This is a genomic window from Duganella fentianensis (assembly GCF_964031615.1).
Classification (GTDB): domain Bacteria; phylum Pseudomonadota; class Gammaproteobacteria; order Burkholderiales; family Burkholderiaceae_D; genus Rugamonas; species Rugamonas fentianensis_A.
This window is the reverse complement of sequence record NZ_CAXIQN010000007.1, coordinates 61,976-74,309: the sequence shown is the minus strand read 5'-3', so window position 1 is coordinate 74,309 and position 12,334 is coordinate 61,976. Positions and strand designations below refer to the sequence as shown.

Genomic DNA, 12,334 nt, shown 5'->3' with positions numbered 1-12,334 from the left:
CGTCATTATAGAACCATGGTGAGCAGCATGGCCGCCACGGCCAGCGCCATCACGGCCGTGCACAGCCAGCCCAGCACGGTGAGGCGGCGCGAGATCACCAGTGTGCCCATCACGGCAGGGCGGCGCGCCAGCAGCATCAGCACCACCATGATGGGTACCGAGATCACGCCGTTGACGACGGCGCTCCAGTACAGCGCGCGGATGGGATCGATGCTGCTAAAGCACAGTGCCGTGCCGATCAGCGTGGCGCCGCCTATGATGCCGTAGAACTTGCGCGCGCTGCCATACTGGAGTTCCAGACTGCCGCGCCAGTGCATGGCGCCGGCCATGGCATAGGCGGCCGAACCGGCCAGTACGGGCACGGCCAGCAAGCCGGTGCCGACGATGCCCAGACTGAACAGGGCAAATGCGCATTCACCTGCGATGGGGCGCAGTGCCTGCGCCGCCTGGGCCGAGGAAGTAATCTCGGTGATGCCGTGTGCGCCCAGTGTGGCGGCGGTGGTGAGCATGATGCACAGCGCCACCAGATTGGAAAAGCCCATGCCCACCACGGTATCGATCTTGATGCGCTGTAGTTGCGGTGCGGCCTGTTCGGCGGCGTGTTTGAGGGCGTGCGCGTGCGGATCGGCGCGCAGGTCTTCCACTTCCTGCGAGGCCTGCCAGAAGAATAGATAGGGGCTGATGGTGGTGCCGAACACGGCGACCACGGTGGTGATATAGGCCGGCTGCCATGACAGCGTGGGCCAGATGGCGGCTTGCAGTACCTGCAGCCATGGCAGTTGCAGGCTGACGGCCGTGACCACATAGGCGAACAATGCCAGCGTCAGCCACTTCAGCAGATTCACATAGCGGTGGTAGGGCAGTAGCACTTGCAGCAGCAGCGACAGCAGGCCGGCCGTCGCGGCATACCAGTGGCTGGCGCCATCGGCCAGCAGGCTGACGGCCTGCCCCATGGCGGCGATGTCGGCAGCAATGTTGATGGTGTTGGCGATCAGCAGCAGGCTGACGATGGCATACAACAGTGGGCGCGGCAGATGGCGCCGCATATTGGTGGCGAGACCGGCACCGCTGACGCGGCCTATGCGTGCGCTGATGGCCTGTATGCCGACCATCAGCGGCAGGGTGAGGATCACGGTCCACAGCATTTGCAGGCCGAACTGGGCACCTGCCTGCGAATAGGTGGCGATGCCGCTGGGGTCATCGTCGGCCGCGCCCGTGATCAGGCCCGGCCCCAGCTTGGCTAGCCAGCGGCTGGCAGGTGGGGCGGTGTCACGGGGCGTGGGCTGGGGCATAAGACTGATCAAGGCGTATCCGGTTCTGCATACTAACCGAGCCGAGGAAATTGTGTCATAAAGTTGTCACGGCTGCGTCATGGTCGCGTCACATGCTGTTTCTACAATCTTGCGAGTTAGTTTCTACATTCGTTTCTACATTCACTCACAAGAAAGAAAAAACATGCAACAGCGCTTCCCACTGAAACCTCTGTGCCTGCTGGTTCTGCAGGCGCTGGCCTGCCACGCTGCTTATGCTGCGAATGTAGCCGATGCCGCCGATGCCGCCGCCGACAGCAATCTGGCCGCTGCCGTCATCGGCCCTATCCAGACGGTCGAGATCACTGGTCGCGGCCAGTCGCGTCAGGTGCAGAACATTAACAAGGCCGATCTGGCGGAAGCACTGCCAGGCACCAGCGCCCTGAAAGTACTGGAAAAACTGCCAGGCGTGAACTTCCAGTCGGCCGATCCTTTCGGTGCCTACGAGTGGTCGACCCGCTTCAGCGTGCGCGGCTTTAACCAGAACCAGCTGGGCTTCACGCTCGATGGCGTACCACTGGGTGATATGAGCTACGGTAACAACAACGGCCTGCATATCAGCCGCGCCATCTCGTCGGAAAACATCGGCAGCGTCACCGTGTCGCAAGGCGCCGGTGCGCTGGCCACGGCTTCCACCAGCAACCTCGGTGGCACCGTGCAGTTCTTCTCGCAGCAGCCGGCCGATGAGCTGGGGCTGACGTTTGCCCAGACCTTAGGCAGCGATTCGACTTCACGCACCTTTGCCCGCGTCGACACTGGCCTGCTGAACGGCGTGGCCAAAGCCTACCTGAGCGGCACCCGTCAGCGTACCGATAAAACCAAGGGCGCCGGTGGCCAGAATCAGGACCAGCTGAACTCCAAATTCGTGTTCAGCTTCGGCGAGAACAAGCTGACCGGTTTCCTCAATTACTCGGATCGCCGCGAAGTCGATTATCAGGACGTATCGCCGGAAATGGTCAAGCGTCTGGGCTACCAGTGGGATAACTACGAAGGTGACTGGCAGCGCGCGCTGAATGCTGCGGCGGGCAAGTTCACGGGTGGCGTCAACAGTCTGGATGATGCTTACTACTCGGCCGGCGGCCTGCGCAAGGATACGCTGGGCGGTCTGACGCTGGATCTGAATTTCGGCAGCCACGTCAATCTGAACAGCACCATCTACCACCACGATAACGAAGGTCAGGGCCACTGGTACACCCCATATGTGCCGACCGATGCCGCCAACCCGATTTCGCTGCGTACCACCGAGTACGCGATCGGCCGCGACGGTGTAACCAGCAACCTGACGTGGGAACTGGGCAGCCATACCGTCAACTTCGGTCTGTGGGGCGAGCGCAGCAACCACACGGCCAGCCGTAGCTACTACGGCGTGACGGGACCGGCCGACACCATGGTGTTCCTGTCCAAGCCGTTCCGCACCGACTGGAAGCAGAACTTCATCACCACCACCTCGCAATACTATGTGCAGGACAGCTTCAGCGCCATGGACGGCGCGCTGAAGTTCAATGTCGGCTTCAAGGGCATGGATGTGGCGATCAAGGCCACCAATCTGGTGGGCAGCCGCGCTGCCGGCGAACTGAGCGCCGAGAAGTCCTTCCTGCCACAGGCTGGTGTTAACTACGCCATCAGCAAGGATGACGAAGTATTCGCTTCCGCTTCGAAAAACATGCGTGCGTTCCAGCCGGGCGTGAGCGGTCCCTTCTCGCAGACGCAAGTTGCGTTCGATGCCGGCGTGTCGAAACTGAAACCGGAAACTTCCGTCAATCTGGATCTGGGCTATCGCTTCAAGCGCGCCGATATCCAGGGTTCGCTGGCCGTCTACAGCGCCCAGTTCGATGACCGCCAGCTGAGCGTCGCTACCTGCGCCGGTATCGTCGGTTGCCCATCGACGCTGGTCAACGTGGGTAAGGTCGACACCAAGGGTGTGGAAGCGATCGGCGTATGGAAGATCAACCGTGAACTGAGCTGGTTCAATTCGGCCACCTTCAATGATTCGAAATACAAATCGGATTATATGGACGGCAAAACCCTGGTGGCCGTGAGCGGTAAGCAGGTAGTGGATGCACCCCGGGTGCTGTTCAACACCGAAGTGTCGTACGAAAACGCTGGCTGGTTCACCCGCGTCGGCGCCAAGTACACGGGGCAGCGCTACTACACCTACACCAACGATGCCAGCGTGCCGTCGTTCTGGCTGGCCAATCTGTCGGCTGGCTACAAGCTGAAATCGCTGGGCGGTCTGAAAGACCTGACGCTGCAAGCCAACGTCACCAACCTGTTCGACAAGAAGTATCTGAGCTCGATCGGCACCAACGGCTTCACCGCTAGCGATGCTAATCAGACGCTGCAGAGCATGCTGACGGGTGCACCACGTCAGGTCTTCATCTCGCTGAACGGCAAGCTGTAATGCGCGCGCCCCTGCTGGCGCTGGTCTGCGGTGCGCTGCATGTTACGGCCGCCGCAGCGGCCACCACGCCGATCGAACATGTGATCGTTCTGGTCGGCGAGAACCGGACCTTCGATAATCTGTACGGGGTCTACCAGCCACGCAGGGGCCAGACGATCGCCAACCTGCTGTCGAAAAAAATCGTCAATCTGGACGGCACACCGGGCCCCCGTTTTGCCGAAGCGGCGCAGCAGCAGGGCCTGTCAACGGGCGCCTACACGCCCACACCGGCCGTCACGGGCGCGTATGCCACGCTGCCGCAACCTTGGGCAGCCGGCGCTTTCGGCCAGCGTCAGGATGTGCCGGATGCGCGTTTTCCCGCCAATCTGCCTAACGGTCCGTTCCAGATTACCCACCATGTCGGTTACGGCGCCCACACGGGCGACCCCACCCACCGCTTCTTCCAGATGTGGCAGCAGGTGAATGGTGGTAAGAACGACCTGTTTGTCTGGGTTGGTGACCAGACGGGGCCCGGCCCCAGCAACCCGTTCCCGCTGGCTCCCGGCCGTACCGGGCAGGGCGGCGTGGCGATGGGCTTCTACAATATGGCGCGCGGTGACGCGGCGCTGTTCAAGCGGCTGGCCGACCAATACGCCATTGCCGACAATTATCACCAGCCCATCATGGGCGGCACCACGGCCAATTACTTTGCGCTGGCCACGGCCGATGTGGGCGTGTATCTGGTCGATGGCAAGCCTGCCGTGCCAGCGGCCAAGCTGATCGAAAATCCCGATGCCCACCCCGGTACCAATAACTGGTACACGGAAGACGGCTACCGTGGTGGCACCTATGTGGCCTGTGCCGATGACAGCCAGCCCGGCGTGGCCGGTATCCGCAAGCTGCTGGCGGCATTGCCGTATAAAGCCTTCAACGACGGCAACTGCGCGCCGGATCACTACTACATGGTGAACAACCTCGATCCGGCCTATGGAGCGATGGGACAGGCGCTGGAACTGGGACCGGACAAATTCCTGCTGCCGCCGCAGACCATGCCGCATATCGGCGATGCACTGACGGCCGGCGGAGTGTCGTGGAAGTGGTATAGCGGTGGCCGTAACGACGGCATCAAAGTGGACAAGGAATACTGCGGCATGTGCGACACGCCGACCTTCTTCAGTTCCACCATGCAGGGACCGGACAAGGCCAAGCTGGTCGATCTGATGCAGTTCTACGTGGACGTGAAAGATGCCGCGACTTTCCCAGCCGTGTCCATCATCGCCCCGTATGACAGCATTTCCGGCCATCCCGGCTATGCCATGGAACCCAGCTTCGACGAACTGGTGGCGGGCGTGATCGACCGCGTCAAGGCCAATCCGGCGCTGTGGCAGAAGACCGCGATTCTGATTACCTTCGACGAAGGTGGTGGCTATTACGATTCCGGCTATGTACAGGCGATCGATTTCTTTGGCGACGGCACGCGCATTCCCCTGATCGTGGTGTCGCCGTGGGCGAAAAAGGGCGTGGTGGACCACACTTATTATGATCACGCGTCGATTGCCAAATTCATCGAGCGTAACTGGTCGCTGCCGCCGCTGTCGGCACGCAGTCGCGATAACCTGCCCAATCCCGTGCATAGCAAGACCGATCCGTATGTGCCGCTTAACCGTCCCGCCATCGGCGATCTGATGCCGCTGTTCGATTTCTCGCGCAGCCGGCGCTAATCAATCCGTACTGGAGGCGCCAGCCGCTTGCTGGCGTTCCTGCCATTCCTTCAGGGCGACCCGATAACGATCGAGTTCGCCCTGATACATATCTTCCACGCAGAACGTGCAGCCACTATGGCAGCAGTCGCCCGGTGCTGGCGGCTGCGGTGCTTCCGGTTCGGGATCGTGCTCCGTTGCGTTAGCAGGTAATGTTTCAGGTTTCATTGCTTCAGACATCTATTCCTCAATCAGGTGGCATGGCCAGTAACGCCATGTTACGGCCCTTTTCCTTGGCGCGGTAGAGGGCACGGTCGGCCATCTGTACCAGCTGGTCCGGCGTGCTGTCTTCGCTTGGTACCATGGCGGCCACGCCTATGCTGATGGTCATCACGCCGAATGGCGATGCCACATGGGGCAGCTGGCGGCGAGCCAGTTCGGCGCAGATCTCCTGTGCCGTGCCATAGGCATCGGTGGCATCCGTCGCGGCGGCCAGCAGGGCGAATTCTTCGCCGCCGTAGCGCGCCACCAGATCGGTGGTGCGGCGGCCGTGGCTGGTGATCAGTTCGGCCACGCTGCGCAGTGCGCTATCGCCGGCCAGATGGCCGTAGTGGTCGTTGTATTTTTTGAAGTAGTCCACATCGAGCATGGTCAGGGCCAGCGTCTGGCCGGTGCGGGCGGCACGCCGCCATTCCGTCTCCAGCGCCAGATCGAAACCACGGCGGTTGCTCACGCCCGTCAGGCCGTCGGTGGTGGTCAGCGCGGCCAGTTTGCGGTTGGATTCCTCCAGTTCGGCCGTGCGCGCCGTGACCAGCTGTTCCAGCTTGGCCTGATGGCGTGTCAGCCGGCTGATACGGATTTTATACAGTAGCAGCAGCACACTGACGATCAGCAGCACGGCGCCGGCACGGAACCACCAGCGCTGCCAGAACGGCGGCGTGATCGTCACTTCCAGCGTGGCTGGTTCGGGATTCCACACACCCAGATGGTTGGCCGCCTTGACGCGGAAAGTGTAGCGTCCCGGATTGAGGTTGGTGTAACTGGCGCTGCGGTGCGCCGCATCGGTTTCTACCCAGTCCTGATCGAAGCCGTCGAGCTGGTAGGCATAGCGGTTCAGTCCGGGCTCGGTGTAGTGCAGGGCGGCGAATTCGATCGAGAATACGGACGCCTGGGCCGACAGGGTCAGCGCGGTGGGCGAGGTAACAGGGCCTTCGGCCTTGACGTTGTCGTTCGGTTTGCCATCCTGCAGCGAACGGTTGAACACGGTGATGTCGGTAATCGCGACCTGCGGTGCGCGCGAGCTGGTGCGCACATTGGCAGGCGTGACGGCCGTCATGCCGTGTACGCCGCCGAAATACAGCACGCCTTTTTCGTCGGTGGTGGAGGAGTTGACGGTGAAGCCTTCCGTCAGACCGTCCGAGGCGGTGAAGCGCGCCACCTGTCCCGTAGCGGGATCAAGCCGGTACAGGCCGGCAATGGTGGAGCACCAGATACGGCCATCGCTATCGTGTTCGATGGCGAGGATTTTTGGGGCGCGCATGGCGGCGGCATAGGATTTGAAGCTGATCGTGCCGTCGTCCTTGAACTGCACCAGATCCAGCCCCTTGCTGGTACCGACCCAGATGCGGCCTTGCGCATCTTCGTGCAGGCTGGCGATGTTGTCGTCGCTCAGGCTGGTGGCGTCTTTGCTGCTGTGGCGGAAGTGGCGGAATTTGCCGCTCGCGGGATCGAGCAGATCGAGCCCGCCGCCATTCCATTCCGAGCCGGCCCAGACGCGGCCCTGACGGTCTTCCAGTACGGCCGAGGTGCCGTTCACGGCGCGTGTGGTGGGGTCTTTCGGATCGTTGTAATAGATCTTGCGGCCATCGGTTTTGGGATCGTAGCGGATCAGGCTATTGCCGGTGGCCAGCCATAGCGCGCCGTTGGCGCCGGGGGCGATGGCGTTGATGTAGTCGCTGGCGGTGTTGCCGAAGTGGATAACCTGAAACGGGCTGTCCGGGGTATCGAGGCGGTTCAGACCATTGGAGGTACCCAGCCATAAGGGGCCTTTATTTGCCACATCCTGATACATGCTGTAGATGATGGAGTGGCTGAGTTTGCCCTTGGTCTTGTCATCGGCATGGTAGGTGCGGATCACCGTGCTGGTGGCGGGGTCGTACAAGCTCATGCCCACATTGCCGCCTAGCCAGACGCGCCCGTTCGGGGCCCGTGCCAGACTCAATAAGGCATTGCTGGCCGGACCGGAACGGCTATCGATGCGGAACGGCACGTGGCGGGTAAAGCCTTCGCTGTTCAGATTGGCGAGGCTGATGCCGTCGGTGAACGAGGCGATCCACAGCATGCCGGCGCGGTCCTGCAGCACCGCGCGCAGATTATCGCCGGGCAGGCTGTAGGGGTCGTCGGCGGCGTGGACGAACTGGTCGAAGCTGGCCGTGGCATCGTTCCAGCGCAGCAGACCGGCCGACAGGGTGGTGCACCACAGGGTGCCCTTGTCATCCAGATTGAAGTTGGTGATGCGGCTATATGGCGAAGTGATGGCCTGACGGCTGCTCCAGTCACTCTTGCCATCCCAGCGGATCACGCCCGATTCGGTGCCTATCCACAGCGCGCCATTGCGGTCGAACTGCAGCGCACGGACGATGTTGACGCGCGCATCGGGCACGGGATTGGGGTCGACCTGATGGTGCTGGAAGCGCTGGCTGCCCGGGGCCAGATAATCGAGCCCGCCCGGCCAGGTGCCGATCCAGACGCCGCCGCGGCTATCGAGTGCCAGCGCATTCAGGTCGTTGCTGGCCAGACTGTCGGGATTGTCGTCGTCGTGGGCATATACGGTAAATTTGCCGGTAACGGGATTGAAATGCTGCAGCCCGCCCCAGCTACCGACCCACATGCCATCCTTGCCATCGGAGATGATGTTCTTGATGATGCGGTGGTTTTTCGGCGCTTTGCCTTCGGGGGCGTAGGTGGTGAAGTTGTTGGTGTCCGGATTGAAGCGGGCCAGCCCGTTCTGGGTTCCGGCCCAGATAAAACCCTGCTTGTCTTCGTAGATGGCCGAGACGCGGTCATGGGGCAGGCTGCGGGCATCGCCGGGGATGTTGATGTATTTGACCGCCTGATAGCCGTTGTAGCGGTACAGGCCATTGGTATGCGTGCCGATCCAGATAAACCCTTTGCGGTCCTGCAGCAGCGACAGCATGGAAGGTTCATCGCCGTCGAGCGGGCCCAGCTTCTTGAAGCGCAACGAGGGGACGGGGGCGGCCGCCAGATCGGCGGCGGGCAGCAGACAGAATACGGTGCAGACAAGAAGGCATAGCCGCAGGGCGCGGCGCAAGGCTGGTGCTAGGTCGGGCATGTGGATTTTCCATGAACGGCGCAAGCAGCCACGCGCCGTGCTAAACAATAATTGGTATCTGAGCAGAATGACTATTATACATGCCATTGATGCAATGAAATTGGCGTAAACTGACGGTTTTTCGCGCAGTTGCCGCGTTTTAGGGTATAGTTTACGGCGCTTATAGTATCGTGCTCACCGCTATACCGCTCCGCCGGTTGTTCCGCACTTCCTCCAGGTTGTCCAGTAGCGCCGGGCCGGCCGCGCAATACACGTTGTTAATTGAAGAAAGCTGGGCTGCCCGCCGCAGGGCCGCCACTCACATTATGTCCGAAACCCAACATTTCACCCCTACCGTGTCCGAGCCCGTGCCCGCCAGTGTGCCTGCTGCCGTGGAGCCAGCACCAGTAATGGCCGTTGAAACGGCTGTGGCGGTCGAAGTTGTTCCTGCCGTTGCTCCTGTCGCTGCCGAAGCTGAGCCAGCACCGGCCAGCGTACGTTTCTCCGACTTTGGCCTGTCGCCATTGATCCAGCGCGCGCTGACCGAGCAGGGCTACGAACATCCGACCCCGATCCAGGCGCAAGCCATCCCCGTGCTGCTGCAAGGCCGCGATGTGATGGGCGCCGCCCAGACGGGTACCGGCAAGACCGCCAGCTTCTCGCTGCCGATTATCCAGATGCTGCTGGCCCATGCCAGCCATAGCACCTCGCCGGCGCGCCATCCGGTGCGCGCGCTGATTCTGACGCCGACGCGCGAACTGGCGGTGCAGGTAGCGGAAAATGTGCAGGCCTATGCCAAGCACACGCCGCTGCGCTCCACCGTGGTATTCGGTGGCATGGACATGAAGCCGCAGACGGTAATCCTGCGCAATGGCGTGGAAATCGTCATCGCCACGCCGGGCCGTCTGCTCGATCACGTCGAGCAGAAGAATATCGCCCTGAATCAGGTGCAGATGCTGGTAATGGACGAAGCGGACCGCATGCTGGACATGGGCTTCCTGCCTGACCTGCAGCGCATCATCAACCTGCTGCCGGCCAAGCGCCAGAATCTGATGTTCTCGGCGACGTTCTCGCCCGAAATCAAGAAGCTGGCCAACACCTTCCTGAGCAACCCGGTCACCATCGAAGTGGCGCGCAGCAACCAGACCGCCGATAAAGTGACCCAGGTGGTCTACAAAGTGGCGGAAAACCAGAAACATGCCCTCACTGCGCACCTGCTGCGCCAGCGCGAGCTGAAACAGGTGATCATCTTCTCGAACACCAAGATCGGCGCGTCGCGTCTGGCCCGTGGACTGGAACAGGAAGGCATGAAAGCCGTGGCCATTCACGGCGACAAGAGCCAGCAGGAACGTATGGCCGCGCTGGACGCCTTTAAAAAGGGCGAGATCGATATTCTGGTGGCCACCGACGTTGCCGCCCGTGGTCTGGATATTTCCGACCTGCCGTGCGTGATCAACTACGATCTGCCGTATAACGCGGAAGACTATGTGCACCGGATTGGCCGTACGGGCCGTGCCGGCGCTTCGGGCGATGCGCTGTCGATCTATTCGGACAAGGACGAGCGTCTGCTGGCCGATATCGAAAAACTCATCAAGCAGACTATCAAGCGTGGCGATCTGACCGGCTTCAATCCGGCGCCGGCCTATGCCAGCGAAGAGCGCGGCGAGCGCCGTGGCCGGCGCGATGAAGCGCCGCGCAGCGGTAGCGGTAGCAGCCGCACTGGTGAGCGCGTGGCGCCGCGTACGGGCGGCAGCAGCTTTGCGCCGCGCCGCGAAAAAGTCGATCCATGGTTCCTCAAGCCGTATGAGCCAGCCAAAGCACCGGCGCCGGCCGGCTCGGCCACGCTGAGCACGGCGACGCCGGCTAGTACCAAGCCCAAGCAGAAACTGGCCTTCCTGCTGGGAGGCGTACCGCGCGCCTGAGCCTTGTGCAACTGACAGAAAACCGCCCTTTGTTACGGGCGGTTTTTTTTCGCCCTGATTTTTTTTAAATATTTTCTTTATGGAAATTATATTTTCGTTGTTGCATCAAATTTCGCTGGACAGGCGATGATGCAATCGATACACTTTACATATTCAAAAAGAAATACTTATTTACACAAGTCAACTTCGGGGAATCAAAAATGCGCTTTGCTAACATCATTAAATCGGCTGCTGTTGTCGCTGCTCTGGTCGCTGGTCAGGCGCATGCTGCCCCGATCGAACTGGTCAACAACGGGAGCTTCGAATCGATCGACGGCCATACCTCGCTGGCCAGCGGCAAATGGAATATCTATAACAACATCACTGGCTGGACCGGCATCGGCAATGGTATCGAAGTCCGTAACAACGTGGCTGGCACTGCCTTCGACGGCAAATATTTCGTCGAACTGGATACCCGCGCTAACAGCGCCATGCAGCAGTCGATTCTCACCACCGCTGGCAAGAACTACACCCTGAGCTTCGCGTTCGAAAACCGTCCCGGCGTAGCGTTGAGCTCGGAAGGTATCGAAGTGTTCTGGAATGGCCTGAGCCAAGGTGTGTACAACAACTCCACCAACTGGAAAACCGTGACCCTGAACGTGCAAGGTATTGCCGGTTCCAGCGTGCTGAAATTCGCCGCTGTCGGCAAGAGCGACTCTTACGGCACCTCGCTGGATAAGGTATCGCTGGTGGCTGCTCCAGTACCTGAGCCAGAAACCTATGCCATGCTGCTGGCCGGTCTGGCCATGGTCGGTGTGGTAGCACGTCGCCGCAAAGCTGCCTAAGTCAGAAGTTAGTTCGTTGCGGCCGGTCCGGCCGCCCCAGCGCGCCCCCAGTCTCTGCGGGGCGCGTTTGTTTTTATGCGACAGATTATTTGGATGATTCTTTTGTGAAACTATATTTTCTATTTTTCATCAAAAAGTACTAGACAGTCGATCATGTCATCGATACACTGGTCATATTCTTTGGGAAACATAAATTTCAAATAGACAATTTTTAAGGGGAACTCGAATGCGCGCTGCTACCATCTTCAAATCCGTTGCTGTTATCGCTGCTCTGGTCGCTGGTCAGGCGCACGCTGCCCCTACCGAACTGGTCACCAACGGTAGTTTCGAAGCGACCACCATTTCCAACGGTAGCTGGAGCGTATTCGGCTCGTTGCCAGGCTGGAGCAGCATCGGCAGCGGTATCGAACTGCGCAACAACGTGGCCGGTAGCGCTTACGACGGCAGCAACTTCGTCGAGCTCGATTCCTACAGCAACAGCGCCATCGAGCAATCGATCGCCACCGCGGCTGGCAAGCACTACACCCTGAACTTTGCGATTCAGGACCGTGCCGGTGTGGCGCTGAGCTCGCAGGGCGTGGAAGTGTTCTGGAACGGCGTGAGCCAGGGTGTGTTCAGCAATGCCACCAACTGGACCGTGCAATCGCTGGACCTGACCGCCAGCGGTGCTACCAGCACGCTGCGCTTCGCTGCGGCCGGTACCAATGATTCGCTCGGCACTTCGCTGGACAAAATTTCGCTGGTCGCCGCACCTGTACCTGAACCAGAAACCTATGGCATGCTGCTGGCCGGTCTGGCTCTGGTAGGTGCTGTCGCCCGTCGCAAGGCGCGCAAGGCCTAAGCGGGCGTCGTTGCCCCGCACCGTAG

At 60.8% G+C, this 12,334-nt stretch carries 8 protein-coding genes; 5 read left to right on the top strand and 3 right to left on the bottom strand.

The window, feature by feature from the left end; all coding sequences use genetic code 11:
* Nucleotides 1-5: 5 nt before the first annotated feature.
* The gene (locus tag ABNT42_RS04530; RefSeq protein WP_348694657.1) at nt 6-1,292 is read right to left on the bottom strand and encodes a divalent metal cation transporter; all 1,287 of its coding nucleotides are present in this window, start codon (nt 1,290-1,292) and stop codon (nt 6-8) included.
* Between the two features lie 163 nt (nt 1,293-1,455).
* On the opposite strand from ABNT42_RS04530, the gene ABNT42_RS04525 reads away from it, so the two are divergent.
* Complete coding sequence (locus tag ABNT42_RS04525; protein ID WP_348694604.1) at nt 1,456-3,711, top strand: TonB-dependent receptor; 2,256 nt, start codon at nt 1,456-1,458, stop codon at nt 3,709-3,711.
* Complete coding sequence (locus ABNT42_RS04520) at nt 3,711-5,411, top strand: alkaline phosphatase family protein (RefSeq protein ID WP_348694601.1); 1,701 nt, start codon at nt 3,711-3,713, stop codon at nt 5,409-5,411. The genes ABNT42_RS04525 and ABNT42_RS04520 overlap by 1 nt, the downstream gene beginning before the upstream one ends.
* Here ABNT42_RS04520 and ABNT42_RS04515 read toward each other — a convergent pair whose 3' ends face one another.
* Both ABNT42_RS04515 and ABNT42_RS04510 read right to left on the bottom strand, forming a co-directional pair.
* On the bottom strand, nt 5,412-5,630 hold the full coding sequence (locus ABNT42_RS04515) for an oxidoreductase-like domain-containing protein (protein WP_348694599.1): 219 nt from the start codon (nt 5,628-5,630) through the stop codon (nt 5,412-5,414).
* A gap of 7 nt (nt 5,631-5,637) precedes the next feature.
* A complete protein-coding gene (locus ABNT42_RS04510) occupies nt 5,638-8,742 on the bottom strand; it encodes a diguanylate cyclase (protein ID WP_348694596.1) in 3,105 nt (1,034 codons plus the stop codon).
* 305 nt (nt 8,743-9,047) lie between these two features.
* Between ABNT42_RS04510 and ABNT42_RS04505 the strand changes: the two genes are divergently transcribed.
* The 3 genes from ABNT42_RS04505 (at nt 9,048) to ABNT42_RS04495 (ending at nt 12,308) form a co-directional block, all read left to right on the top strand.
* Entirely contained in the window at nt 9,048-10,643 is a 1,596-nt protein-coding gene (locus tag ABNT42_RS04505) for a DEAD/DEAH box helicase (RefSeq protein WP_348694594.1), read from the top strand.
* A gap of 200 nt (nt 10,644-10,843) precedes the next feature.
* Nucleotides 10,844-11,467, top strand: coding sequence for an FxDxF family PEP-CTERM protein (locus tag ABNT42_RS04500; RefSeq protein WP_348694592.1), 624 nt, complete (start codon nt 10,844-10,846; stop codon nt 11,465-11,467).
* A gap of 226 nt (nt 11,468-11,693) precedes the next feature.
* Nucleotides 11,694-12,308 carry a PEP-CTERM sorting domain-containing protein gene (locus tag ABNT42_RS04495; RefSeq protein WP_348694590.1) on the top strand — a complete coding sequence of 205 codons (615 nt, stop codon included), beginning with the start codon at nt 11,694-11,696 and terminating at the stop codon, nt 12,306-12,308.
* Nucleotides 12,309-12,334 lie beyond the last annotated feature (26 nt).

Bases quoted from the DNA above. Each gene is read 5' to 3' on its own strand.
- ABNT42_RS04530 (WP_348694657.1), bottom strand. From the start codon at position 1,292: ATGCCCCAGCCCACGCCCCGTGACACCGCCCCACCTGCCAGCCGCTGG.
- ABNT42_RS04525 (WP_348694604.1), top strand. From the start codon at position 1,456: ATGCAACAGCGCTTCCCACTGAAACCTCTGTGCCTGCTGGTTCTGCAG.
- ABNT42_RS04520 (WP_348694601.1), top strand. From the start codon at position 3,711: ATGCGCGCGCCCCTGCTGGCGCTGGTCTGCGGTGCGCTGCATGTTACG.
- ABNT42_RS04515 (WP_348694599.1), bottom strand. From the start codon at position 5,630: ATGTCTGAAGCAATGAAACCTGAAACATTACCTGCTAACGCAACGGAG.
- ABNT42_RS04510 (WP_348694596.1), bottom strand. From the start codon at position 8,742: ATGCCCGACCTAGCACCAGCCTTGCGCCGCGCCCTGCGGCTATGCCTT.
- ABNT42_RS04505 (WP_348694594.1), top strand. From the start codon at position 9,048: ATGTCCGAAACCCAACATTTCACCCCTACCGTGTCCGAGCCCGTGCCC.
- ABNT42_RS04500 (WP_348694592.1), top strand. From the start codon at position 10,844: ATGCGCTTTGCTAACATCATTAAATCGGCTGCTGTTGTCGCTGCTCTG.
- ABNT42_RS04495 (WP_348694590.1), top strand. From the start codon at position 11,694: ATGCGCGCTGCTACCATCTTCAAATCCGTTGCTGTTATCGCTGCTCTG.